Origin of the sequence: Pseudomonas sp. L7 (assembly GCF_046605565.1) — a bacterium.
Lineage (GTDB): Bacteria > Pseudomonadota > Gammaproteobacteria > Pseudomonadales > Pseudomonadaceae > Aquipseudomonas > Aquipseudomonas wayambapalatensis.
This window is the reverse complement of record NZ_CP176784.1, coordinates 372,554-397,363: the sequence shown is the minus strand read 5'-3', so window position 1 is coordinate 397,363 and position 24,810 is coordinate 372,554. Positions and strand designations below refer to the sequence as shown.

Genomic DNA, 24,810 nt, shown 5'->3' with positions numbered 1-24,810 from the left:
TTGCCCCGCGATTGCGTCACAAAAGACAATACAGCCCCCACAGGCTAGAACCGCGATGAAAAGCCAAACCATCCGCCGCTGGTCGGCGATCCATACCTGGACCAGCCTGATCTGCACGCTGTTCCTGCTGCTGCTCGCCCTGACCGGCCTGCCGCTGATCTTCCACCACGAACTCGAACACCTGCTCGGCGATGCCCCGGAACTGCGCGAGATGCCCGCCGACACCCCGCACCTGGACCTGCAGCAGCTGGTGCTGAAAGCCGAACAACACCGCCCCGGCGAAGTGATGCAGTACTTCGGCTATGACGAGGATGAACGCAACGGTGTGGTGGCGATCACCGCAGCCACCGCCGGCACCGAGCCCAACGCCTCGCACACCTTCATGCTCGATGCCCGCACTGGCGAAGCGGTGGCCATGCCCGCCGCCAATGGCGGCTTCATGATGTTCATGCTGCGCCTGCACGTGGACATGTTCGCCGGGCTGCCCGGCAAGCTCTTGCTGGCGGCCATGGGCGTGTTGTTCGTCGTTGCCATCGTGTCAGGCACGGTGCTCTATGCCCCGTTCATGCGGCGCCTGCAGTTCGCCACGGTCCGCACCGACAAGTCGCGACGCCTGCGCTGGCTCGACCTGCACAACCTGATCGGCGTTGTCACCCTGACCTGGGCGCTGGTGGTCGGTGTCACCGGGGTGATCAGCGCGCTGTCCGACCTGGTCATCGCGGCCTGGCGCAACGACAGCCTGGCGGCGATGGTCGCGCCTTACCGCGATGCCCCGCCGCTCATCGAGCGCGCGCCTGCCACGCAGTTGCTGCAGATCGCCGAACAGGCCGCACCAGGCATGCGTGCGGACTTCATCGCTTTTCCCGGTACACGCTTCTCCAGCGAGCACCACTACGCGGTGTTCATGAAAGGCGCGACACACCTGACCTCGCACCTGCTGACCCCGGTGCTGATCGATGCCCGTACCCTGGAGGTCACCGCAGTCGGCGATCGCCCCTGGTACATGGACGCCATGGGCCTGTCACAGCCGCTGCACTTCGGCGACTATGGCGGCCGGCCGATGCAGATCCTCTGGGCGGCACTGGATGTGCTGACCATCGTAGTCCTGCTCAGCGGCCTGTACCTGTGGTGGGGCAAGCAGCGCAAGCCACGCGAGGTGCGGACATGAGCCACCGCTCGCAAAGCACTCGGCGGATCTTCGCCTGGCCGACCGCCATCGCCCTCCTGAGTGCTGCAGGGCTGTTCGCGGCCTTGCTCGGTGATGGCGCCTGGGACGTGCTGTCCTGGATGGGGCTGGGCCTACCGGCGCTCCTTGCGGTGCGTGGCCTGTCGCGACGATGAGGTAATCGGCTAACGCGTCCACCGCGGGCAGGCACGCCAAGCTGATCGCTCCATCACTGCGGAGTGCAGCCCATGAGCCTGCAACATTTCCAAGCCTTCGACCAACAACTGAGCAGCCTGCTCACCTCGCCGCCCAGGCCTGATACCTCACAGCCCTGGCTCAAGGCGCGCCAGCGGTATTTCGCTGACCTCGCCGAGTACTGGCTCGACAAGGGCGCCAGCACCGAAAGCCGCAAGGCACGGCTGATCACCTTGTTGCGCGAACAACTGCTTGCACAGATCACCCTGCGCGTCGACGACCACACCCTCGGCTCGAACCACGCCGATTTGCTCAGAACCAGCATAGAGCTGCCGCTGCCCGGACAACGCCAGCATCTGCCCCACGCCGAACGCCCGCAGGTGTACCGCCCACTGCTGGACATCGGTACCCCTCACTGGCGCGAGTTCCTGCCCGGCGTCTTCGTGATTGTCGAAGGCGGCCCCGAGGGCAGCTCGCCCGACCCTGACCACCCCAGTGACTACGCCGTGCTGTGCAGTCTTTCCCACGGCATCGAGGCGTTCGACGATCTGGCAGAGCTGCACACCGAGCTGTGCGAACGCCTGGACGACCTGCAGCAGAGCAGACCATTGCTGCAGTTGATGGCCAGCGATGACCAGCGGGAGCTTGCGCGCAATGCCGAACGCCTGCGTTACGAGTGGTTCAACGACGATCCGCTGCAGTTGCAGGCCCAAGCCCTGATAGATGGCCAACATGCACGCCTGACCCAGGCTTGGGAAAGCGCTGCCCAGGCATCGTCACTCGACTGGCCAACCCTGGCCACCCAACTGGACACAGCCGCCGACCTGCTGCCCCTGGCCGACAGCCGGTCGGCCCTGCAGACGCGCTATGCCCTGCTGCTGGAGAGAAACAGCCCCGCCTGGCTCAAGAACACGTCGGCACAAGGCCTGACCCACATCATGCAGACCATGCAGGAGCTGGTGATCGCCATCGACAAGGCCGCCGCCCCAGGCATTCTCAGTCACGATCAGTTCCTCGACCGTGAAGGCCTGCGCACCTGGACCTGCGAGCAACTGCGCACAGCCCTGCGCCAGCAGTATCAATTCGATGTCGATCCGCTCGAGCTCCATGTCAGCGTAACAATGGCACGCCAGACCGGGCCCGTCCTCCATCCCGGCCTCGCCACCGGCTACATCCCTGCCGCCAGCCGACCTCAGGTTGGCGACACCGTCGAACTGGTTTCGCAGACTTACCGACTCGATCAGTTGGCCATGCTCAATATCGCCTGGTTCGACATCGACTATTGGCTGACAGCACGGGTACACCGCGCGGACGGCAGCCCCGTGACACAGATCACTGCGGCGCAGATCAAGCAGATGGTTCGCGCCCTGGACGTTGGCGAGAGCTACAGCCGCTACCTGCGCACGCACCTGCTGGAATCACCGACGGCCAAATGGCGACAGGACAGCTACGCCGCTATCAGCACAGCACGCATGCGCGCCGAGGCGGCCAAGGCGCGATACGCCGGCCACTACCTCGAAGATGCCTTCGAGCGCGGCTATAGGTGGACGAGCACCGTGCTCGACCATCCCGACAGCAGGCAGCGCGCGGCGCTGAAAACCACGCGCCTGAGCGTACGACAACTGCTGATCGGGGGTCATACGGTGCAAGGGGTCATGCTCGTCACTCCCGAGAACGCCGGCATGCTGCGCTTTCTGGTCTATACGCCAGATGCCCCGGATCGACGCGCCTGGCGCGAATATCGCAACGCCCGGCACATGCTGCGCACGCTACGCGAGAAGCCAGCCCTGCGTGCCTATGTCAAAGAGCGCATGCCGTTGGCCAACCCGGATGAGATCGAGCGCTGGCTGTCCAAGGGCGGGCTGGGCTCACGGGTCAGCCGCCCGGAAATCACCGGCGACTTTCAGCACGCCCGCTATCAGGCCGAAGTCCATGCAGCCCTCGCAGCGGTGGACGCGGCCACCAACACCAAGCTGGAGTTACTGGGCGATTTCAGCCTGCATGTGCTGTGGATCATCCTCGACCTGCTCAGCCTGGTTCTGCCTAACCGTGCCCTGTCACCGCTGTCGTTCGCCCGTGCTGCGATCTCGGTAATCGACACCCACAAGGCGCGCGTCGAAGGTGATCGCATCGGCATGCTGCGCTCGCTGGTCGATGCCTTTACCCACACCAGTGATGGCATCAACAGCATCGCGGGCTCAACCGTGGTGCGCCGGGCAATTCGAGCCATGCCGCCGACACCGCCGCTGTCGCTGCCTCCGACCATGGCCAGTGCGGTCAATACCAGCAAGCTGCGCTACCGGGTCGACGGCATCCACAAGGAGGGCATCTATGAGCAGCCTTCACCCTATCCCGGATTGAGCTTCTACTTCATCAAGGACAGCACGGGCCAGAGTTACCAGGTCGCGTTCGATGGTTACCGCTGGCGGGTGGTCGATCCGCGCAAGCCGGACACCTACACCAAGGTGCCGGTCAAGCGTCGCAAGGATGGCGAATGGGTCGTGGACTCCCCCGTCCTGTGGTACGACGGCCTGCCAGACCTGAAGGCGATGTTCGACACCTGTCGCCTCGCCGAGGTGCCTGCAGGGAGCAAGCGGGAGGATACCGACGGGCTGTACGAGAGCGAGCAAGGGCTTTACCTGCTTGCAGGTGGCCATGCCCTGCCGCTGCGCGCGCATCTGCTGAAGCATTACTACCACTTGCTGCTCGCCGAGCAAAACCGCGAAAGCCCCACCTCGACCATCCTGCGCTGGCAGGACGGCCAATGGCGCCTTCGCGTGCGCCAGGCCGGTCGCAGCAGCGAATGGCTGCCGCTACCGCAGGCTTATTCGGTGAGCCGCGGCAGCAACTGATCGAGGCGCTGGTGCAAGGCACTGCTGCTCGGCCAGTTGCGCAGCAAACGCGCACGATCACGTGCGTAGGCGGGAGCGAAGCTGAGCTGGGTGGCGTGCTGGGTCATGGCATCGAGGTCGATCAAGGCCCACTGGCCGTCCTGCCAGAACAGGTTGTGCCCCTTGAAGTCACCATGGCTGATGCGCTCGGCAATCAGCTGCTGCATCAGCCTGACCAGCGCCTGTACCTGTGCCTCCGGCACTTCGCCACTCTCGACATGGGGCGCGAAGCATGCGGTCAGATCCGGGCCGTCGATGTATTCGGTGACCAGGTAGGCGGTGCTGCGCAGCCCCATCACCCGTTGCTCCAGCACCGCCAGCGGGCGTGGCGTGGCGATGTCGAGAAACGTCAGGCGATGGCCTTCGATCCACGAATGCCAGGCGCGGCTCGGGCGCCAGAAACGCTTGAACCAGTGGGCGGTGTTCTTGATGTTGTAGCGCTTGAGCACCAGCGTGCGACCACCGGCCTCGATACGTGCGACGCTGGCGGCGCCGCCGGTCTTGTACAGGTGGCCCTGCTCGATCAGCGTGTCGGCCTGCTCCAGCACCGGCAACAGGGCAGCCACCTCCTCGCGCCGAATCGCCCGCAAGCCTGAGAGGCTGCGCTCGACGCTGAACAACGTGCAGTCGCGCCCGGCTTTGTCCAGGTAGTCTTTCAAGCGCCAGCTGCGCACCTTGTCGACCTGCTTCTGCAAAGCTTCGAGCGGAAGCGCATGCTCGCCATTGGCCAGCAGGTAATGCACCAGTGCCTCTTCGATGAAGGGTTCCAGGCGCTTGGGCAACTGGGCGAACAACACCCCGAGGTTTTCCAGCACGCGCTGGCGCGACAACTGCTGGCCCGGCGTTTCGGCCTTGATGCCGGCACCGTCGATCAGGTAGAGCTTGCCCTTGTGGCGCAGCAGGTTGTCCAGGTGCAGGTCTTCCTGCCACAGGCCCTTGGCGTGCATCTGCGCCACCGCGGTCAGTGCCTCGCCGAGCACACCATGCTGCTCATCCGCCAGCATCGGCAGATGCTCGACCCTGGCCCAGGCATCGCCCAGGTTCTCGGCGTTCTCAAGGAACTCGAACAGCAGCCAGCCACCCTCGCCATCCTTCAGGCCATCGGCCAGCAGGCGGGGTGTGGTCAACCCCTGTGCAGCCATCAAGCGCACACCCTCCAGCTCACGCTGGAAATGACGGGCGGCGCTGCTGCCGACCAGCAGTTTGGCCAGCACCGGCGTGCCACGCCAGATACCGGCACCGACATAGCGCTGCCCCGGCAGCACGCGCAGCAGGCTGAGCAACTGCAGCTCGGCACTGCCGGCAGCATCTTCGAGCGTCACATTCAGCGGCAGGCTCGGGCTGCGCCCGGCGTCCTTCAGTTCAGACAAACGCATCAGCGGGCCTCTTTTTCACGACGGCGTTGCGTCAGGCGTTGCAGCCAGGTGCCGACCAGCGCGCTGTCGGCCGGCTGCGCCAGGTAGGCGGCGAGCAGGCTGCGCACGTCTGCCTCGCTCCAGGCACGGGCGCGACGCAGCAAGGGCTCGAGGTCCTTGAGGCGGTCACGCATGCCAAACAGCAGTGGCCGCGTCTTTTCCAGGTCGATCAGCTGGGCCTGCCAGCCATCGCGGCGTTCACGAAGGAAAATATGCTTGGGATAGAAACAGCCATGCACCTGGCCGGCGCCGTGCAGGGTACGCGCCAGCTCGCCACAGGCCGCGAGAATGCCCTGGCGCTGCTGTTCAGGCAGTTGCGGCCATTGGCCGAGGAAGCTCTCCAGATCGCTCCACTCGTCGAGCGCGCGGGTCATCAGGATCGCCCGGTGCTTGCCGCCCTGCTTGCGCTCGCCATAGAACACCGCCTGCAACGCCGGGATGTTGAGCTTTTCGTAGCGGCTTATATTGCGGAACTCGCGGGCGAAGGTAGGCTCGCCGAACGGCCGATGCAGGGTACGCGTGTGGTAGTCGCTCTGGCGCTTGAGGTAGTAGCCCTTGCCCTCGAGCTCCAGGCGGAACACGCTGCTCCAGCCGCCGCGCCCGGTGTTGGGTTCGTCAACGGCGTCCAGTTGCAGCGCCCACAGCGCCTCGAAGTCGTTCAGGCCATGGCGTTGCAGCAGCGCCTGATCGACGCTGGCCAGGTAATCGGTCATTCCCTTCCCTCGAAGAAGCTCACCACCTGGCGAATCCGTCGCTTGTCACGGGCATTGAGCCGCGCGTGCCCGCGATATTGCAGGTAGAAGCGCAGGCGCTGGGTGGCCGAGAGGTGATATTTGGCGACCTTGTCCAGGCACGCCAGGTCCTTGATAAGCCGGTGGCGGAGCATGAAGCCGCGCCAGAAATCGCCCGTCGGGCAATCGATGAAGAACAGCGTCGCCTGATCATCCACCAGCAGGTTGCGCCACTTCAGGTCGTTGTGGGCGAAGTGGTGATCGTGCATGACCCGGGTATGGCGCGCCAGCTGACGACTGACATGCTCGACCCAGGCGCGGTCGGCCAGACGCGGATCGTTGCGCTCGGCCAGCGCCGAAAGGTCTTCGGTGCGCGGCAGCTCGCGGGTGATCATCGCCCCGCGGCCGAACGACAGGCCATTGCGCTCCAGCCCCCAGGCCACCACTTCGGCGGTAGGGATGCCCCACTTGGCGAACTGCTTGAGGTTCTGCCATTCGGCCTTGATCCGGGGGCGCCCGAGGAAGCGACGCATGTGCTTGCCGGCACCGGTGTAGCGTTTGACGTAGTAGTTGATCCCATCGCGCTCGATGCGGATGACTTCGCTGAGCGGGTCACGGGTCAGGCGTTCGCCGTCAAGGGCGAACACCGCGTCGATACTGCCGAAATCCGCCGCCAGGTGTTCGTAGCCTGGCGCCAGTGTCCAACCCGCCATCAGAGCGCATCCCCATAGCGTTGCTTGCGATCGTAGAGTTTCTGCGCCTTGCGTTCGAGCCAGGCGAGCAGTGCGGCTTCCTCGCCGAGCACCTGGCGCAGCGGGCGCTGGAAATAGCCCTTGAGGAAGCGCAACTTGTCGCGGCGCGTCAGGCCGATGTCCAGGGCCGAGAAATACAAGGCGGCCAGGTCCTTGTCGCGCCAGCGACGGGTGATTTTCGCCCGAGTCTGTGCGCGGTGCAGGTCGATCACCGACAGTTTGAAGTCTTCCGGCGTCACTGGCCGGTCGGTGTGCAGCAGGAAGTGGCAGATGTAGCAGTCACGGTGGTTGACGCCAGCACGGTGCATGCCGCCGACCATCTTCGCTACCTCGGCGATCAGCGCACGCTTGAGGCGCGGCTCAGGAGGCTGCCTGAGCCAGTCGATGCTGAAGTCTTCCAGGCTGACGGTAGGTGCCAGCTCCTCGGTGACGATGAACGAATGCTGGGCCGCCGGGTTGCTGCCCCGCTCGCCATAGGCGACGGCGGTCATGGTCGGCACGCCGACCTCCTGCAGGCGTTGGATCGCCAGCCATTCCTGGCCGGCACCGAGCACCGGCAGCTTGGCGCTGAACAGGTTCTTGAAGATCTCGCCCCAGCCAATGCCACGGTGAATCTTGACGAAATAGCCCTCGCCCTCGACCTCGGTGCGCAGGGTTCGGCGCCCTTCGAGCTCGCGGTATACCTCGCCCTGCAAGGCTTCGACGGCGTCGAAGGGGTCGCGCCCGGCCCACAGGCGCTTGAAGGGTTCGGCCAGCATCAGCTTCATGCGTGCTCCTGGCCGAGGATCACGTCGGCGGCGTGCTGCGGCATGCTGTAGAGATCGGCGCTGTCGGCAAAGGCCAGGCCGTTGCGCGCCCAGTCGGCGCGGGCCTGCGGGTCTTCGAGCATGCGCTGCAGGTAGGCGTTGAGCTGCTCTTGCTCGAACGGCTCGTCGAGCACCAGGCCGCTGTCGGCCTCGGCGATGTAATGGGCATAGCCGCAGACCTTGGATACCAGCACCGGCAAACCGGCGACCAGCGCTTCGAGCAGCACGGTGCCGGTATTTTCGTTGTAGGCCGGGTGGATCAGCAGGTCGGCGCCGAGCAGGAAGCGCGGGATATCGCTGCGCCCCTTGAGGAACTGCACCTGGTCACCCAGGCCGAGCGTGGCGCTCTGCAGTTGGAACACCTTCGGGTCGTCCTGGCCGATGACCATCAGCCGGGTGCGCTTGCGCAGGCTCGACGGCAGTGCGGCCAGGGCCTTGAGGCTGCGATCGACGCCCTTGGTCTTGAACCCCGAGCCGATCTGCACCAGCAGCAGGTCGTCGTCGCCCAACGCGAACTCCTGGCGAAACGCTGCGCGGATCTCGGCGGCATTGGAAGGTGCCCGGCGATCGTGAGAGATGCCCGGCGGCAGCAGGTGGAAACGCTCCACAGGGGTGTCGTAGTGCTTGATGAACAGCGGTTGCTGCACTTGCGAGATCATCAGGATCTCGGTGGCAGCATCCTTGGCGAACACGGCACGCTCGTATTCGGCGAAATGCCGGTAGCGGCCCCAGCGACGATACAGGCCGCCGCGCAGGGTCTGGGCCTTGTCTTCGAAGCAGCCGTCGGCGGCGTAGTAGACATCCAGCCCCGGCATCTTGTTGAAGCCGATCAGGCGATCGACCGGGCGCTTGGCCAGGTCGGCGGCCATCCAGGCGCTGAGTTTCTCGTTGCGGCGGTGGTTGAACAGCGCCTTGACCGGCGCCACCAGCACTTCGAAGCCCGGGGGGATATCACCTTCCCAGATGAGTGTGTAGACGCGGATCTGATGCCCGCGCTTCTGACACTCGAGGGCGATGCGCATGAAATCGCGCTGCAGCCCGCCGAAGGGGAAGTATTTGTAAAGCACGAAAGCCAGTTGCATCAACGAACATCCTCAGCCAGCAGCAGCGCGCTCAAGCGGCCCGCCACATGCTCGGGATTCAGGCGAGTGAAGCACAGCGGCCACTCGCGTTTGAGATCGAACCGGCGCAGGTCCTCGGCGCTCGGTTTGTAGGTGCACTTCTTCTGCAGGCACGGCGCGCAGGGGAAGTTGCTGGCCTGGTGGATCTGGGCGCGTCCGTAGGCACCGGTCAGACCAGGATTGGTGGGGCCGAACAGCGAGATGGTCGGCACGTCCAGCGCGGCGGCCAAGTGGCCGAGGCCGGTGTCCACCGCCACGCAGGCCTTGGCCGCAGCGAGTATGCGCGCGACCCCTGCGAGGTTCAATTTGGGGAGAACCTGGCAATTTTCCAAGCCTTGGGCGATGCGTTCGGCACGGGCCTTCTCCGCAGGATTGCCCCAGGGCAGCACGACTTTCATCTTGCGCCGCCCCATGCGCTCGGCCAGCTCGCGCCAGTAGGCTTCCGGCCAGTGCTTGGTGGCCCAGGTGGTGCCATGCAGGAACACCACGTAGGGGGCGGTCGGAGGCAGTTGCAGGCGGTTCAGATCGAGGCCGTACTGGCCAATGCCTTCAGGCAGGTCGTAGGCCAGGGACAAGGCGAACAGCTGGCGTACCCGCTCCACCGCATGCTGGCCGACGGCTACCGACAGCCGCCGGTCGTAGAAGCGGCTGGCCCAGCCTTCGCGCGCCGAATAGCGGTCGAGCCCGGCCACCGGTGCCTTGACGTAACGGGTCAACCAGGCCGACTTGACCAGCCCCTGGGCATCGATCACCAGGTCGTACTTGCGCTCGCGCAGGCGTTGCTTGAAGGCCTTCCACTCGCCGCTCTTGAGCGTTTGCCAGATATTCTTGCGCCAGCGCCGGATAGCCACCGGGATCACCTGGCCGACCGCCGGATGCCAGCTCGGGATCTCGGCGAACCCCTCTTCCACCACCCAGTCGAAGCGGATGCCGGGGATGGCGTGAGCGGCATCGGTGAGCGCCGGCAGGGTGTGGATCACATCGCCCAGCGACGAGGTCTTGATGATCAGTACCCGCACTTAGTCGACCTCGGCCACGCTATCGATCAGGTTAGGACCACCCAGGCTGTGCAAGGCGGCGATGACTTTTTCAGGCTCGAGCAGACGCAGGCAGTTGTAGTGGCCGAAGCGGCAGGTGCGTTCGAAGCACGGGCTGCACTCGATGCCGGTGCGCACCACCTCGACCTGGTCGGCCAGCGGCGGAGTGAAGCCCGGCGAGGTCGAACCGTAGACGGCCACCAGCGGACGGTTGAGCGCCGCCGCCACATGCATCAGGCCGGAGTCGTTGGACACCACCGCATCGGCGCAGGACATCAGGTCGATGGCTTCGGCCAGCGAGGTCTCGCCGGCCAGGTTGCTGGACTCTTCACGGAACCCCGGAATCAGCCGGTCGCGGATCTGCTCGCCGACCGGATGATCGTTCTTCGAGCCGAACAGCCACACTTGCCAGCCCTGACGAATCATCGCGTCGGCAACGGCGGCGTAATGCTCCGCCGGCCAGCGCTTGGCCTCGCCGAACTCGGCACCTGGGCACAGCGCCAGCACCGGGCGGTCCAGCTCCAGGCCGAACTTGGCCAGGGCGGCCTCGCGGCTCTGGTCTTCGATGCGCAGGCTCGGGCGGGGATAGGGTTGTGGCAGCGGCGCGCCCGGCTCATAGGCCAGGGCCATGAAGCGCTCGATCATCAGCGGGTAGCGCGCCTTGTCGAGCTTGCGCACGTCGTTGAGCAGCAGGTAGCGCATCTCGCCACGCCAGCCGGTACGCTGGGGGATGCCGGCGAAGTAAGGCACCAGTGCCGACTTGAGCGAGTTGGGCAACAGGATCGCCTGGTCGTACTGGCCGGCCAGTGATTTGCCGATGCGCCGACGCGTGGCCAGCTCCAGGGCACCGTGGCCGAGCGGGAAGCTCAAGGCCTGGCGCACCTCGGGCATGCGCTCGAGGATCGGCCGGCTCCACTCGGGGGCCAGCACGTCGATCACGCAGTCGGGGTGACGCTGTTTCAGGCACTGGAACAGGGTCTGCGCCATCACCATGTCGCCGACCCAGCTGGGTCCAATGATCAGTATTCTCATGCTTTATCCAGAAACATTCGGGGAGGCTGCAGGCTGCTCTACAACCTGGCCTCCCCTCTTTATATTCAGGCTATGTGGCGGACAGTGTACCACTGACATGCCTCGTTCGCGGGCAAGCCCGCTCCTACAGGCCCCCACAGATCTTGAGTGCTGTGGTGTACCTGCAGGAGCGGGCTTGCCCGCGAACGAAGCCAGCGCGGTAATCAGCTCAAACCCAGCTCACCCCAGATTCGCCGCACCTCGCGGCGCTCATCGACAAGCTGCCCGGCATCGATCACCCCGGCTTGCTTCTGCAATGCCTGGCGGTGCGAAGCGGAGCGGAAGGTCTTGTACACCTCGCGCAACAAAATCGCGTCCTCGGCGGGCATCAATCCGGCCTGCTCCAGCTCTTCGAGGATGCGAATGTTATCGGTCCAGCGCAGCAGGGCCGGATGATCGTGGGACCAGGCCAAAGCGGCGTATTGCACCATAAATTCGATATCCACGATACCACCGGCATCCTGCTTGACATCGAACGGCTGGCCGGGCTCGAAGGCGTTGTCGGCGGTACCGGCGACGGTACTCTTGCTGCCCAGGCTGGCGCGCATCTTGGCGCGCATCTCGCTCACTTCCTGACGCAGCGCATCGAGATCGCGGGCCTTGCCCAGCACGCCGGCACGCACCGTTTCGAAGGCACTGCCGACCTGCTTGCAGCCCACCAGCACACGGGCCCGCACCAGGGCCTGGTGCTCCCAGGTCCAGGCCTCGTTCTGTTGGTAGCGCTCGAAAGCCCCGAGCGAGCTGACCAGCAGCCCCGACGCACCGGAGGGACGCAGGCGCATGTCCACATCATAGAGCTGGCCGGAGTTGGTCTGGGTGGTCAGCAGGTGAATGATGCGCTGGCCCAGGCGGGTGAAGAACTGCGCGCCGTCGATGGGCTTGGCGCCATCGGTCTCGGCGTTCGGATCGCCGTCGTGGATGAACACCAGGTCCAGGTCCGAGCCATGCCCCAGCTCGATGCCACCGACCTTGCCGTAGCCGACGATGATGAAACTTGGGTCGCACAGGCTTCCATCACTGCGCTTGGGCTGGCCATGACGGGCCACGGTCTGACGCCAGGCCAACGCCAACACCTGGTCGAGAATGGCCTCGGCCAGCCAGGTCAGATAGTCGCTGACCTTCATCAAGGGCAGGTTGCCGCTGATTTCGGACGCCGCCACACGCAGGCTGTGCGCCAGCTTGAAGTGGCGCAGGGCCTCCATCTGCTGTTCCAGGTCGTCCTCGGGGATGCGCGTCAGCCGCTCGCGCAGCTCCGACGCCAGTTCCGGCGCCAGCGGCGGGCTGAACAGGCGGCCTTCGTTGAGCAGTTCGTCGAGCAGCAGCGGGAAACGCGTGATCTGCTCGGCGATCCACGGGCTGGCGGCACACAGAGTCAGCAGACGACGCAGGGCTCCAGGGTTTTCGGTCAGCAACACCAGATAGGCCGAACGCCGCGCGACCGCCTCCACCAGCGGCAGTACCCGCTCCAGCACTAGGTCGGGGTTGTCGTGCTCGACGGTCTGCGCCAGCAGGCGCGGAATGAAAGCATCCAGGCGTTCCCGGCCAATGCGCTGCATCGAGCGCAGCGACGGGCTGGCACGCAAGGCGGCCAAGCGCCGCAGGGCCTCGCCCGACTGCTTGAACCCGGCCTCTTCCAGTTGGCGGCCAGCGGCCTCCTCGTCCTGCGCCTGCTCCCACAGCGGCGACCACTCGCCGCCCACCACCAGCTCGCCCTCGGCTTCCTCTTCGTCCGGGTCGGCGATCACCTGGCGGAAGTGCCAGTCGACCCGACCACGCCACTGCATCAGTTGGTCATGGAACGCCTGCCAGTCGGCAAAGCCAAGGATGTAGGCGACCCGTTCACGATCGAGCTCGGCATCGGGCAGCATCTGGGTCTGGCGGTCGGCGATGGCCTGGATCGCATGTTCGGTGTAGCGCAGGAACTCATACCCCTCGCGCAGCTCGGCCACCACTGCCGGCGGCAGGTAGCCCTGCCCTTCAAGCGTGGCCAGCACCTTGAGCAGCGGACGTTGCTGCAAGCTCAGGTCGCGCCCGCCGTGGATCAGCTGGAACGCCTGGGCGATGAACTCGACCTCGCGAATGCCCCCGGCGCCGAGCTTGATGTTCTCGGCCATGCCCTTGCGCCGCACTTCCTGCTGGATCAGCTGCTTCATGGTGCGCAGCGCCTCGATGGCAGAGAAATCCAGGTAGCGCCGGTAGACGAACGGTCGCAGCATCTCCTGCAACTGCGCCCCGGCCATCTGGTCGCCCGCCACCACGCGGGCCTTGATCATGGCGTAGCGTTCCCAGTCACGCCCCTGGTCCTGGTAGTACTGCTCCAGGGCATTGAACGAGAGCACCAGCGCGCCGGCCGAGCCATAGGGGCGCAGGCGCATGTCGACGCGGAACACGAAACCGTCGACGGTGACCGGGTCCAGCGCCTTGATCAGGCGCTGGCCCAGGCGGGTGAAGAATTCCTGGTTATCCAGCGAGCGCTTGACCCCTTCGGTTTCGCCGCCTTCAGGGAAGGCGAAGATCAGGTCGATGTCCGACGACAGGTTGAGCTCCACCGCGCCCAGCTTGCCCATGCCCAGCACCACCATGTGCTGCGCCAGGCCGCTGCGGTTGCCGATCGGCGTGCCGAACTGCTGGCAATGGCGCGGGTACAGCCATTGGTAGGCTTCGTCGATCGAGGCGTCGGCAAGCTCGGACAGGTCGCGGCAGGTCTCGCCCAGTTCGGCCTGGCGGGTGATATCGCGCCAGATGATCCGCACCTGCTGACGGTTGCGCGCGCGGCGCAGGTTGCGCGCAAGTTCGTCTTCGCTCTGCGCAGCGTCGGCGGCGGCTTTTATATGGGCACGTAGTTGGCCGGGAGCATAGGTGCGGTCCATTTCGCCGCTGGCGAGCAGCTCGAACAGCGTCGCCGGCTCGCGCTGCGCCTGCTCGAGGACGAAATCGCTGGCAGCAGCCACCTGATCGAACTGCAGGCGATGCGCCGGGCTCCAACTGTCTGGATCAAGATCCGGATGCGCCGCCAGCGCCTCCTGCAGGAATTGTCGGTTACGGGCGACCAGCGGTTGCAGGGCGCCAGGCAGATCGAGCGGCAAAGGCAGGCGCATGGTCTATCCTTGATCGGCGTGAATGAGAGAGGTGGGTGCAGGCAAAGAGGGACGAGCCGCGGTTGGACTGTCATACAAAAGTTGTAAATAGCTGAAAAACTCGAATCATTGGTACGAAACATCAAGAAACCTCTTGTGCCAGTGCGATACCAACCAACAGGAACGTTTTTCTCCACAACCCGAAAGGCGGCCACAAGCCGTTTTTCTGTAGTATTACTACTCCCTCGACTGCTCAAAAGCATGAAATGCCGAAGCATTTGTAGTAAAACTACACGGCGCCGGATGACTGTCCGGCAAATCCAAGAATTCACGACGTCTGCCCAAAAGGCCAGTCGCAAACTCAGGCTTCCGATTCTGGTTGCCTTTCCGCCCTGGAGCAAGCCATGCAAGACCTCGATCCTATCGAAACCCAGGAATGGCTGGATGCCCTGGAGTCGGTCCTCGACAAAGAAGGCGAAGACCGCGCTCATTACCTGATGACCCGCATGGGCGAACTGGCCACCCGCAGTGGTTCCCAGTTGCCTTACGCCATCACCACGCCATACCGCAACACCATCCCTGTCACCCACGAAGCACGCATGCCTGGCGACCTGTTCATGGAACGCCGCATTCGCTCGATGGTGCGTTGGAACGCCTTGGCCATGGTCATGCGTACCAACCTGAAGGACTCGGACCTGGGCGGACACATCTCGAGCTTCGCCTCCAGCGCCACCCTCTACGACATCGGCTTCAACTACTTCTTCCAGGCCCCGACCGAAGAACACGGCGGCGACCTGATCTTCTTCCAGGGCCACGCCTCGCCAGGCGTCTACGCCCGCGCCTTCATGGAAGGCCGCATCAGCGAAGAGCAGATGAACAACTTCCGCCAGGAAGTGGACGGCAACGGCCTGTCTTCGTACCCGCACCCCTGGCTGATGCCTGACTTCTGGCAGTTCCCGACCGTTTCGATGGGTCTGGGTCCGATCCAGGCGATCTACCAGGCACGCTTCATGAAGTACCTGGAAGCCCGCGGCTTCATCCCGGCCGGCAAGCAGAAGGTCTGGTGCTTCATGGGTGACGGCGAGTGCGACGAGCCGGAATCCCTGGGCGCGATCGCCCTGGCCGGCCGCGAGAAGCTGGACAACCTGATCTTCGTCATCAACTGCAACCTGCAGCGCCTCGACGGCCCGGTTCGCGGCAACGGCAAGATCATCCAGGAACTCGAAGGCGTGTTCCGTGGCGGTGGCTGGAACGTCAACAAGGTCGTCTGGGGCCGTTTCTGGGACCCACTGCTGGCCAAGGACACCAACGGTGCCCTGCAGCGCCGCATGGACGAAGTCATCGACGGCGAGTACCAGAACTACAAGGCCAAGGACGGCGCGTACGTCCGTGAGAACTTCTTCAACACCCCAGAGCTCAAGGCCATGGTCGAAGACCTGTCCGACGACGAGATCTGGAAGCTCAACCGTGGCGGCCACGACCCGTACAAGGTCTACGCGGCGTACCACCAGGCTGTGAACCACAAAGAGCAGCCGACCGTCATCCTGGCCAAGACCATCAAGGGTTACGGTACCGGTGCTGGCGAAGCCAAGAACACCGCGCACAACACCAAGAAAGTCGACGTCGACAGCCTGCGTCACTTCCGCGACCGCTTCGACATTCCGGTCAAGGACGCCGACCTCGAGAACCTGCCGTTCTTCAAGCCTGAAGAAGGTTCTGCCGAAGCCAAGTACCTGGCCGAGCGTCGCGCCGCACTGGGTGGCTTCGTGCCACAACGCCGCGCCAAGAGCTTCAGCGTGCCTACCCCGCCACTGGAGACGCTCAAGGCGATCCTCGACGGCTCGGGCGACCGCGAAATCTCCACCACCATGGCCTTCGTGCGCATCCTGGCGCAACTGGTCAAGGACAAGGAAATCGGCCAGCGCATCGTCCCGATCATCCCGGACGAAGCCCGTACCTTCGGTATGGAAGGCATGTTCCGCCAGCTGGGCATCTACTCGTCGGTCGGCCAGCTCTACGAGCCAGTCGATAAAGACCAGGTGATGTTCTACCGCGAGGACAAGAAGGGCCAGATCCTGGAAGAAGGCATCAACGAAGCCGGCGCCATGTCGTCCTTCATCGCTGCCGGTACCTCGTACAGCTGCCACAACCAGCCGATGCTGCCGTTCTACATCTTCTACTCGATGTTCGGCTTCCAGCGTATCGGCGACCTGGCCTGGGCCGCTGGCGACAGCCGCACCCGTGGCTTCCTGATCGGCGGTACCGCCGGCCGTACCACGCTGAACGGCGAAGGCCTGCAGCACGAAGACGGTCACAGCCACATGATGGCGGGCACCATCCCGAACTGCCGCACCTACGATCCGACCTACGGCTACGAGCTGGCGGTGATCATCCAGGACGGCATGAAGAAGATGACCGAAGAGCAACAGGACATCTTCTACTACATCACCGTGATGAACGAATCCTACCAGCAGCCTGCCATCCCGGCCGGTGCCGAGGAAGGCATCATCAAGGGCATGTACCTGCTGGAAGAAGACACCCGCGAAGCCGCGCACCACGTTCAGCTGATGGGCTCCGGCACCATCCTGCGCGAAGTCCGCGAAGCGGCGAAGATCCTGCGTGAAGAGTTCAACATCGGTGCCGATGTATGGAGCGTCACCAGCTTCAACGAACTGCGTCGCGACGGCCTGGCCGTGGAACGCGCCAACCGCCTCAAGCCTGGCCAGAAGCCACAGCAGACCTACGTCGAGCAGTGCCTGAGCGGTCGCAAGGGTCCGGTCATCGCCTCCACCGACTACATGAAGCTGTTCGCCGAGCAGATTCGTCAGTGGGTACCAAGCAAAGAGTTCAAGGTCCTGGGTACCGATGGCTACGGTCGCAGCGACAGCCGCAAGAAGCTGCGTCACTTCTTCGAAGTCGACCGTCACTTCGTGGTGCTGGCTGCCCTGGAAGCCCTGGCTGACCGTGGCGAGATCGAACCGAAGGTTGTCGCTGACGCCATCGTCAAGTTCGGCATCGACCCGGACAAGCGCAACCCACTGGACTGCTGAGGAGTAACTTAAGTGAGCGAACTCATTCGCGTACCTGACATCGGCAGCGGTGAAGGTGAAATCATCGAGCTGTTCGTCAAGGTCGGCGACCGCATCGAAGCGGACCAGAGCCTGCTGACCCTGGAGTCGGACAAAGCCTCCATGGAGATCCCGGCCCCCAAGGCCGGCGTCATCAAGGAGCTGAAGGTCAAGCTGGGCGACCGCCTGAAAGAAGGCGACGAACTGCTGGTCCTGGAAGCCGAGGGCGCCGCTGCGGCGCCTGAGGCTCCGGCCGCCGCCCCGGCTGCTGCTGCCCCTGCGGCCCCTGCGGCCGCTGCACCCGCCGCTGAAGCCGCCCCTGCTCCGGCACCTGCCGCAGCACCGGCTGCCGCCAGCGTGCAGGACATCCACGTGCCGGATATCGGCTCGTCGGGCAAGGCCAAGATCATCGAAGTGCTGGTCAAGGTCGGCGATACCGTCGAAGCCGACCAGTCGCTGATCACCCTGGAATCCGACAAGGCTTCCATGGAGATCCCATCGCCTGCCGCCGGCGTGGTCGAAGAAGTCCTGTGCAAGCTGGAAGACGAAGTCGGCACTGGCGACCTGATCTTCAAGCTGAAAGTCGCAGGCGCCGCGCCTGCGGCCGCTCCGGCACCAGCTGCTGCCCCGGCAGCCGCCAAGGCCGAGGCTGCTCCGGCTGCCGCACCCGCCGCTGCCGCCCCGGCTGCTGCCCCTGCACCGGTTGCTACCGCACCGGCCGCTGGCAGCAATGCCAAGGTTCACGCAGGCCCTGCCGTTCGTCAGCTGGCTCGTGAATTCGGTGTCGACCTGGGTGCTGTTGCCGCCACCGGCCCGCACGGCCGCATCCTGAAAGAAGACGTGCAGGTCTACGTCAAGGCCATGATGCAGAAGGCCAAGGAAGCACCGGCAGCCGCTGGCGCAACCGGTGGTGCTGGCATCCCGCCGATCCCGGCCGTGGACTTCAGCAAGTTCGGTGAAGTCGAGGAAGTCGCCCTGACCCGCCTGATGCAGGTCGGTGCTGCCAACCTGCACCGCAGCTGGCTGAACGTGCCGCACGTGACCCAGTTCGACTCCGCCGACATCACCGAGCTGGAAGCCTTCCGCGTTGCGCAGAAAGCCGTGGCGGAAAAGGCCGGCGTCAAGCTGACCGTCCTGCCGCTGCTGCTCAAGGCCTGTGCCCACCTGCTCAAGGAGCTGCCGGACTTCAACAGTTCGCTGGCACCAAGCGGCAAGGCCATCATCCGCAAGAAGTACGTCAACGTCGGCTTCGCCGTGGACACCCCGGACGGCCTGCTGGTCCCTGTGATCAAGAACGTCGATCAGAAGAGCCTGCTGCAACTGGCTGGCGAAGCAGCTGCGCTGGCTGAAAAAGCCCGCACCAAGAAGCTGTCGGCCGACGACATGCAGGGTGCCTGCTTCACCATCTCCAGCCTCGGTCACATTGGCGGCACCGGCTTCACGCCGATCGTCAACGCGCCGGAAGTGGCGATCCTCGGTGTTTCCAAGGCGACCATCCAGCCAGTCTGGGACGGCAAGGCCTTCCAGCCGAAGCTGATGCTGCCGCTGTCGCTGTCCTACGATCACCGTGTGATCAACGGCGCTGCCGCTGCGCGCTTCACCAAGCGCCTGGGCGACCTGCTGACGGACATCCGCACGCTGCTGCTGTAATGCTGCACCCCGCCTCCCCTCACCGGGGAGGCGGTACCGATTTCGAGCTGCCACGCTCGTACCTCAACCCCGCCCCTGGCGGGGCTTTTTTTGCCTGAAAACAACCTTCCCATGAAGGGCCGCGAGGCGCGCAAGCTTCAGATTTCCGACGCCCAGCCGACAACCTGCATACGCTGCCCCACATGGCCGCTTGCCAGCCCACGGGACATGATGCACCCTTGCTCAACGCGCCGCCGCTTACCTGCGGCATACCGCGCCAACCGCCTTGTTCAAGCGAGTCTTCGATGAAAAGCCAACCCGATGCCGCCAGCCGTGTGGCGGCCGAGGTCGTGACGCAGTTACCCGTGCCCTCGCGGCTCGGGATGCTGCGTTTCGAGCGGCTGAACGAAGCCAGTTGGGCCATGCTCTACCTCGACCCGGGCTGCGATCGCCAGTTCGGTCTGCCCGCAGCCGAACTCTGTGCCCTGATCGGCTCGCCCTATGCCAGTCTCATGGAGCCTGAAGCGCGCTACAAGCTGCACGACGAGATCCAACTGCAGCTGGCGCGGCGCAACCACTACCGCGTGCGCTATACCCTGCACGCCGGCTCCGGGCCCCTGCGCCTGCTGGAGGTCGGCGAGGCCTACAAGCAGCACAATCGCCAACTGCTGCGCGGCTACCTCACGGTGCTGGACGACCAGGCAGAAGAAATCCCGGGCCTGGACGCAAACGATCTCGAGTCACGCAACAGCCGCCTGCAACTGGCCCTGCAACTCAACCAGCGCGCCCAACAGGAGCAACTCGAGCACCTGGAACGGGTGCGTGCCCAGCAGGACCTGATCCTGCGCCTGGCACGCCAGCGCTACAGCGCCAGCAACTCGCTGCTCGAAGCCGCCGAACTGATCACCCGCAGCGCCTGCGAGATCTACAAACTCGACTGCGCCAGCATCTGGTACCTCAACGAGCAACGCCTGGAACCGATCACCGCCTGGTTCCAGCACGAGCAGGCCCACCGCCTGCCGCAGCCGATCGACGCCAGCCGCTACCCCGATTACCTCGACGCCCTGCACGCCAGCCGCGCCATCGACGCCCACAACGCCAGCCATGACCCTCGCACCCGTGACATGGTCCAGGGCCTGCTCAACACCGCCGACAATGCCATGCTCGATGCCAGCATCCGCGTCGATGGCCAGGTGGTCGGCGTACTCTGCCTGGAGCAGACCGGCCAGCCGCGGGCCTGGCAGTCCGACGAAATCGCCTTTGCCGGCGAGCTGGCCGACCAGTTCGCCCAGGTCATCACCAACCACAACCGCCGCACCGCCACCAGCGCCCTGCACCTGTTCCAGCGCGCGGTAGAGCAGAGCGCCAGCGCCTTCCTGCTGGTCAACCGTGACGGCGTGGTGGAGTACGTCAACCCAAGCTTCACCGCCATTACCCAGTACAGCACCGACGAAGTGCAGGGGCATCATCTGGCCGAGCTGCCGGCACTGGAAAACCTCAGCCAGATTCTCTTCGACTCACCCTCGAGCCTGGCCATGGGCAACAGCTGGCAAGGTGAGTTCAAGAGCCGGCGCAAGAGCCTGGAACCCTATTGGGGCCAGCTATCGATTTCCAAGGTGTATGGCGACAACCGCGAGCTGACCCACTACATCGGCATCTACGAAGACGTCACCCAGAGCAAGCTTGCACAGCAACGCATCGAGCGCCTGGCCTACACCGACAACCTCACCAGTCTGGGCAACCGCCCGGCGTTCATCCGCAGCCTCGACGAACGCTTCGCCCGCGACGGCGACAGCCCGATCTGCCTGCTGCTGGTCGACATCGATAACTTCAAGCGCATCAACGACAGCCTCGGCCACCAGACCGGCGACAAGCTGCTGATCAGCCTGGCCCGCCGTCTGCGCAACAGCCTGAGCAGCGGTGGCAGCCTGGCGCGCTTTGCCAGCAACGAGTTCGCCGTGCTGCTGGACGACACCGGCCTCGAAGACGGCCAGAACATCGCCCAGCAGTTGCTGCGCACCCTCGACAAGCCCATGTTCGTCGACAACCAGCTGATCAACGTCACCGCCTCCGTGGGCCTGGCCTGTGCGCCCCTGCACGGCGCCGACCCGCAGACCCTGATGAAGAACGCAGGCCTGGCCCTGCACAAGGCCAAGGCCAACGGCAAGCATCAGGTCCAGGTGTTCACCGAAGTGCTCAACGCCGAGGCCAGCTACAAGCTGTTCGTCGAGAACAACCTGCGCCGAGCCCTGACCCAGAACGAGCTGGAGGTCTTCTACCAACCCAAGCTGTGCCTGCGCAGCGGTCGCCTGTTGGGCCTGGAGGCGCTGCTGCGCTGGAACCACCCCGAGCGCGGCATGATCCGCCCCGACCAGTTCATCAGCGTGGCCGAAGAGACCGGCCTGATCATCCCCATCGGTAAATGGGTGGTGCGCCAGTCGTGCCGCATGAGCCAGGAGCTGCGCGAGGCCGGCATGGGCAATCTGCACGTGGCGATCAACCTGTCGCCCAAGCAGTTCTCCGACCCCGAGCTGGTCAGCTCGATCGGTGCCATTCTCAAGGAAGAAGCGCTGCCCCCGCATCTGCTGGAACTGGAGCTGACCGAGGGCCTGCTGCTGGAGGCCACCGAAGACACCCGGCGCCAGCTCGACGAGCTCAAGCAGCTGGGTCTGACCCTGGCCATGGATGACTTCGGTACGGGCTATTCATCGCTGAGCTACCTGAAGAAGTTTCCCATCGACATCATCAAGATCGATCGCAGCTTCATCAGCGAGATTCCCGCCAACCAGGACGATATGGAGATCACCTCGGCGGTGGTGGCCATGGCCCACAACCTCAAGCTCAAGGTGGTCGCCGAAGGCATCGAGACCTCCGAACAGCTGGCGTTCCTGCGTCGCCACCGCTGCGACGTCGGCCAGGGCTACCTGTTCGACCGGCCGATCCCCGGGCGCGAGCTGGTCGACAAGCTCAGGCGCTATCCGCGCGGGCCGGTGGCCTGACAGGCGCGTAAACCTCGGGCACTATAGGGGCCATGCGGGCCTCTTCGCGGGCAAGCCCCAACCGCTCCCACTGTCAGACAGAGGAACAATCATGGTCCTGCGCTCGGAAATCCTCGTGAACAAAAACGTCCTGCCCACCGCGGAACAGGCCCTGCCTGGCCGCGAAACCCCTATGTCCCTGCCCGAATTCCACTACGTGTTCAAAGGCACCCCGCTGCTCGGCCCATTCTTCGAAGGCAGCATCGACTTCGCCATCTTCGGCCTGGGCTGCTTCTGGGGCGCCGAACGACGTTTCTGGCAGCGTGAAGGCGTGGTCAGCACCGTGGTCGGCTACGCCGGCGGTTTCACCCCCAACCCGACCTACGAAGAGGTCTGCTCGGGCCTGACCGGCCACACCGAAGTGGTGCTGGTGGTGTTCGACAAGGACAAGGTCAGCTACCGCGAACTGCTGGCGATGTTCTGGGAACTGCACAACCCGACCCAGGGCATGCGCCAGGGCAACGACATCGGCACCCAGTACCGTTCGGCCATCTATTGCACCTCGCCGGAGCAACTGGAGCAGGCCAAGGCCAGCCGCGATGCCTTCCAGGCCGAGCTGAGCAAGGCCGGTTTCGGCGAGATCACCACCGAGATCGACCAGGCGCCGACCGTCTACTTCGCCGAGGCCTACCACCAGCAGTACCTGGCCAAGAACCCCGGAGGCTACTGCGGCATCGGTGGCACCGGCGTGTGCCTGCCCCCCAGCCTGCAGGGTAACTGACCCATGATCCTGTTCCATTCGCCGCTGTCGCCGTTCGTGCGCAAGGTCATGGTGGTGTTGCACGAGACCGGCCAGCTGGACCGCGTGACCTTGCAACCCGTCAACATCAGCCCGGTGAGCGGTGACGAGCAGCTCAACCAGGACAATCCGATCGGCAAGATCCCGGCCCTGCGCCTGGACGACGGCAGCGTGCTGCACGACAGCCGGGTGATCTGCGAGTACCTCGACACCCAGCACGTCGGTAACCCGCTGGTTCCCCGCGAGGGCTCGGCGCGCTGGCGGCGCCTGACCCTGGCCTCCCAGGCCGATGCGATCATGGATGCGGCGGTGTCGAGCCGCTATGAAAGCTTCCTGCGTCCTGAAGACAAGCGCTGGGATGGCTGGCTGCAGGCGCAGTCAGAGAAGATCCGCCGAGGCCTGGCGGATCTTGAGCAGCATCACCTGGCAGAGATCGCCTCCGGCTTCGACATCGCCTCGATCGGCGTGGCCTGCGCGCTGGGCTACCTGGACCTGCGCCAGCCGGAGTTCGGGTGGCGTGAACAACAGCCTGGGCTGGCTGCATGGTATGCCCAGGTGTGCCAGCGGCCATCGATGCTGGCTACAGTGCCGGTAGCCTGAAGCCCCCGTTCACGGGCAAGTCGGAGCGCCGACTTGCCCGTGAATGCCTCAACCCGACCTGGCAGGAAACAACATCCCCACCCGAACCGCCAACCAGCGCCCGATCGCCTTGTCCTCCCTCATGCCACCCTCCCCACCCGCGACCAGTCCAGCCGCCGGGTCAGCACCATGAACACCCCGAGCAAGCCAAAACACAGCAGCGAGCCCATCAGCAGCGCATAGTCCTCGGCACTCAGCAGCCCGTAGAGCAGGCCATACAGCGCCGCCAACCCCAGCGCAAAACCCGCCCCGCGCACCGGGCTGTGCAGCACATGGCTCAAGTAGAAGCCGATCAGCAGCACACAGGCCGCCGCCGACAAGCCGTACGCCAGGCCGAAACCCAGGTGTTCCGACAGTGACAGCAGCAACAGATAGAACAGCGCCAGCGCCGCCCCCACCAGCATGTACTGCATCGGGTGCACGCTGAGGTTCTTCAACACCTCGAACAGGAAGAAGCCGGCAAAGGTCAGCGCGATGAACAGCAGCGCGTACTTGATCGCACGTTCGCTCTTGAGGTACTGGTCCACCGGATCGACGAAGCTCACACCAAAGGTGCGCCCACTGAAATCCGCGCACTTGTCCGCACCGGCGCATTGGCGCAGCGCGTCTTCCAGGTTGGTGGCAAAGAACGAGGTCTGCCAGCGCGCGGTGAAGCCCTGGGCATCGATCTCACGGCTGGCCGGCAAGTAGTTGCCGATGAAGCTCGGATGGGGCCAGTTGGCGCGCATCTCGACCCGGCTGCTGCGCCCCACTGGCAGTACATGGAGTTGTCCGGTGCCCTGCAACGCCAGGTCGAAGGCATAACTGAACTCGCGGGCAGCCTGGCCATCCAGCCCCGGCAGAGCGACGCGCACGCCACCGGCCATCCAGTCCAGGCCGGTGCCTGCTTCGAACGGCAGGCGCTGATCGTCGAGGCTCAGTTCCAAGGCGTTCTCGATGCCACGAATATCGCTGATGCCCACCACCATGAACGGTTTGTCGAACCGGTAGTCGTCGTAGTCCTTGTCGATACCCCAGCGCTCGGGCAGCTTGAAGCGGCCACTGACATGGTTCTTGGCATGGAACAACCGCGCCTGGTAGATGCCACGGGCGCGCAGCTCGGTATCGACCTGGCTGGCGACCTCGAAGGTTTCCGGCAGGAAGTACAGGTGGCCGCTGACAGTGCTGGTTTCCTGCACACTCTTGCCGTCCTTGTCGATCCAGCGGCGCTGGTACTTGCGGTACGGCACCACCAGCAGCGGGCCGCTGATCTGCTGATCGAAGCTCGAGCTCTGGGCGATGTCCTGCAGCACGCTATCGCGCGCGGCCTGGCGTTCATCGATCAGGCCACCGATCATCAACAGAGGGATCAATAACAGCAGCATCAGCAGGACGATCATGCCGAGCTTGAAACTCAGGGGCTTGTTCATGGGGCGTTGGCTCCGGTTGTGATGGGC

Annotated in this window: 17 protein-coding genes; 8 read left to right on the top strand and 9 right to left on the bottom strand. The window is 64.7% G+C overall.

Annotated features, from left to right (window positions below):
* Positions 1 to 55 precede the first annotated feature (55 nt).
* The 3 genes from ACK3BK_RS01860 (at position 56) to ACK3BK_RS01850 (ending at position 4,212) form a co-directional block, all read left to right on the top strand.
* The gene (locus tag ACK3BK_RS01860) at positions 56 to 1,168 is read left to right on the top strand and encodes a PepSY-associated TM helix domain-containing protein (protein ID WP_186667498.1); all 1,113 of its coding nucleotides are present in this window, start codon (positions 56 to 58) and stop codon (positions 1,166 to 1,168) included.
* Positions 1,165 to 1,341: a hypothetical protein gene (locus ACK3BK_RS01855; RefSeq protein WP_186667497.1), complete on the top strand. Its 177-nt coding sequence runs from the start codon at positions 1,165 to 1,167 to the stop codon at positions 1,339 to 1,341. Before ACK3BK_RS01860 ends, ACK3BK_RS01855 begins: the two co-directional genes overlap by 4 nt.
* 72 nt (positions 1,342 to 1,413) lie before the next feature.
* On the top strand, positions 1,414 to 4,212 hold the full coding sequence (locus ACK3BK_RS01850; RefSeq protein ID WP_411383641.1) for a dermonecrotic toxin domain-containing protein: 2,799 nt from the start codon (positions 1,414 to 1,416) through the stop codon (positions 4,210 to 4,212).
* Here the strand turns inward: ACK3BK_RS01850 and ACK3BK_RS01845 are convergent.
* The 8 genes from ACK3BK_RS01845 to glnE all read right to left on the bottom strand — a co-directional run bounded on the left by ACK3BK_RS01845 (position 4,185) and on the right by glnE (position 14,282).
* Positions 4,185 to 5,627 carry a lipopolysaccharide kinase InaA family protein gene (locus ACK3BK_RS01845; RefSeq protein WP_411383640.1) on the bottom strand — a complete coding sequence of 481 codons (1,443 nt, stop codon included), beginning with the start codon at positions 5,625 to 5,627 and terminating at the stop codon, positions 4,185 to 4,187. The genes ACK3BK_RS01850 and ACK3BK_RS01845 overlap by 28 nt on opposite strands.
* The gene (locus ACK3BK_RS01840; protein ID WP_411383639.1) at positions 5,627 to 6,379 is read right to left on the bottom strand and encodes a lipopolysaccharide kinase InaA family protein; all 753 of its coding nucleotides are present in this window, start codon (positions 6,377 to 6,379) and stop codon (positions 5,627 to 5,629) included. The genes ACK3BK_RS01845 and ACK3BK_RS01840 overlap by 1 nt, the downstream gene beginning before the upstream one ends.
* Entirely contained in the window at positions 6,376 to 7,110 is a 735-nt protein-coding gene (locus tag ACK3BK_RS01835) for a lipopolysaccharide kinase InaA family protein (RefSeq protein ID WP_186667493.1), read from the bottom strand. The genes ACK3BK_RS01840 and ACK3BK_RS01835 overlap by 4 nt, the downstream gene beginning before the upstream one ends.
* A complete protein-coding gene (gene rfaP / locus ACK3BK_RS01830; protein ID WP_186667492.1) occupies positions 7,110 to 7,916 on the bottom strand; it encodes a lipopolysaccharide core heptose(I) kinase RfaP in 807 nt (268 codons plus the stop codon). Before rfaP ends, ACK3BK_RS01835 begins: the two co-directional genes overlap by 1 nt.
* On the bottom strand, positions 7,913 to 9,037 hold the full coding sequence (locus tag ACK3BK_RS01825) for a glycosyltransferase family 4 protein (protein WP_186667491.1): 1,125 nt from the start codon (positions 9,035 to 9,037) through the stop codon (positions 7,913 to 7,915). The genes rfaP and ACK3BK_RS01825 overlap by 4 nt, the downstream gene beginning before the upstream one ends.
* The gene (waaC, locus tag ACK3BK_RS01820; protein ID WP_411383638.1) at positions 9,037 to 10,095 is read right to left on the bottom strand and encodes a lipopolysaccharide heptosyltransferase I; all 1,059 of its coding nucleotides are present in this window, start codon (positions 10,093 to 10,095) and stop codon (positions 9,037 to 9,039) included. Before waaC ends, ACK3BK_RS01825 begins: the two co-directional genes overlap by 1 nt.
* Entirely contained in the window at positions 10,096 to 11,145 is a 1,050-nt protein-coding gene (gene waaF, locus ACK3BK_RS01815) for a lipopolysaccharide heptosyltransferase II (protein ID WP_186711380.1), read from the bottom strand. It lies immediately after the preceding gene.
* Between the two features lie 203 nt (positions 11,146 to 11,348).
* Positions 11,349 to 14,282: a bifunctional [glutamate--ammonia ligase]-adenylyl-L-tyrosine phosphorylase/[glutamate--ammonia-ligase] adenylyltransferase gene (gene glnE / locus ACK3BK_RS01810; protein ID WP_411383637.1), complete on the bottom strand. Its 2,934-nt coding sequence runs from the start codon at positions 14,280 to 14,282 to the stop codon at positions 11,349 to 11,351.
* Between the two features lie 383 nt (positions 14,283 to 14,665).
* Between glnE and aceE the strand changes: the two genes are divergently transcribed.
* The 5 genes from aceE to ACK3BK_RS01785 all read left to right on the top strand — a co-directional run bounded on the left by aceE (position 14,666) and on the right by ACK3BK_RS01785 (position 23,335).
* Positions 14,666 to 17,311, top strand: a complete 2,646-nt coding sequence (gene aceE / locus ACK3BK_RS01805; protein WP_054892164.1) for a pyruvate dehydrogenase (acetyl-transferring), homodimeric type — start codon at positions 14,666 to 14,668, stop codon at positions 17,309 to 17,311.
* Positions 17,312 to 17,323: 12 nt separating this feature from the next.
* Positions 17,324 to 18,979, top strand: coding sequence for a dihydrolipoyllysine-residue acetyltransferase (gene aceF / locus ACK3BK_RS01800; RefSeq protein WP_411383636.1), 1,656 nt, complete (start codon positions 17,324 to 17,326; stop codon positions 18,977 to 18,979).
* Between the two features lie 284 nt (positions 18,980 to 19,263).
* A complete protein-coding gene (locus ACK3BK_RS01795; RefSeq protein ID WP_411383635.1) occupies positions 19,264 to 21,957 on the top strand; it encodes a putative bifunctional diguanylate cyclase/phosphodiesterase in 2,694 nt (897 codons plus the stop codon).
* A 91-nt stretch (positions 21,958 to 22,048) separates the two neighbouring features.
* Positions 22,049 to 22,717 (top strand): peptide-methionine (S)-S-oxide reductase MsrA, encoded by a 669-nt coding sequence (gene msrA / locus ACK3BK_RS01790; protein ID WP_411383634.1) that lies wholly within the window; start codon positions 22,049 to 22,051, stop codon positions 22,715 to 22,717.
* 3 nt (positions 22,718 to 22,720) lie between these two features.
* Complete coding sequence (locus tag ACK3BK_RS01785; protein ID WP_186667484.1) at positions 22,721 to 23,335, top strand: glutathione S-transferase; 615 nt, start codon at positions 22,721 to 22,723, stop codon at positions 23,333 to 23,335.
* Positions 23,336 to 23,454: 119 nt separating this feature from the next.
* On the opposite strand, the gene creD is transcribed toward ACK3BK_RS01785, so the two are convergent.
* Positions 23,455 to 24,783 (bottom strand): cell envelope integrity protein CreD, encoded by a 1,329-nt coding sequence (gene creD / locus ACK3BK_RS01780; RefSeq protein ID WP_186720155.1) that lies wholly within the window; start codon positions 24,781 to 24,783, stop codon positions 23,455 to 23,457.
* Positions 24,784 to 24,810: the final 27 nt, after the last annotated feature.

Bases quoted from the DNA above. Each gene is read 5' to 3' on its own strand.
- rfaP (WP_186667492.1), bottom strand. From the start codon at position 7,916: ATGAAGCTGATGCTGGCCGAACCCTTCAAGCGCCTGTGGGCCGGGCGC.
- ACK3BK_RS01785 (WP_186667484.1), top strand. From the start codon at position 22,721: ATGATCCTGTTCCATTCGCCGCTGTCGCCGTTCGTGCGCAAGGTCATG.
- ACK3BK_RS01850 (WP_411383641.1), top strand. From the start codon at position 1,414: ATGAGCCTGCAACATTTCCAAGCCTTCGACCAACAACTGAGCAGCCTG.
- waaF (WP_186711380.1), bottom strand. From the start codon at position 11,145: ATGAGAATACTGATCATTGGACCCAGCTGGGTCGGCGACATGGTGATG.
- ACK3BK_RS01840 (WP_411383639.1), bottom strand. From the start codon at position 6,379: ATGACCGATTACCTGGCCAGCGTCGATCAGGCGCTGCTGCAACGCCAT.
- ACK3BK_RS01835 (WP_186667493.1), bottom strand. From the start codon at position 7,110: ATGGCGGGTTGGACACTGGCGCCAGGCTACGAACACCTGGCGGCGGAT.
- msrA (WP_411383634.1), top strand. From the start codon at position 22,049: ATGGTCCTGCGCTCGGAAATCCTCGTGAACAAAAACGTCCTGCCCACC.
- ACK3BK_RS01860 (WP_186667498.1), top strand. From the start codon at position 56: ATGAAAAGCCAAACCATCCGCCGCTGGTCGGCGATCCATACCTGGACC.
- glnE (WP_411383637.1), bottom strand. From the start codon at position 14,282: ATGCGCCTGCCTTTGCCGCTCGATCTGCCTGGCGCCCTGCAACCGCTG.
- ACK3BK_RS01855 (WP_186667497.1), top strand. From the start codon at position 1,165: ATGAGCCACCGCTCGCAAAGCACTCGGCGGATCTTCGCCTGGCCGACC.
- ACK3BK_RS01825 (WP_186667491.1), bottom strand. From the start codon at position 9,037: ATGCAACTGGCTTTCGTGCTTTACAAATACTTCCCCTTCGGCGGGCTG.
- ACK3BK_RS01795 (WP_411383635.1), top strand. From the start codon at position 19,264: ATGAAAAGCCAACCCGATGCCGCCAGCCGTGTGGCGGCCGAGGTCGTG.
- ACK3BK_RS01845 (WP_411383640.1), bottom strand. From the start codon at position 5,627: ATGCGTTTGTCTGAACTGAAGGACGCCGGGCGCAGCCCGAGCCTGCCG.
- creD (WP_186720155.1), bottom strand. From the start codon at position 24,783: ATGAACAAGCCCCTGAGTTTCAAGCTCGGCATGATCGTCCTGCTGATG.
- aceE (WP_054892164.1), top strand. From the start codon at position 14,666: ATGCAAGACCTCGATCCTATCGAAACCCAGGAATGGCTGGATGCCCTG.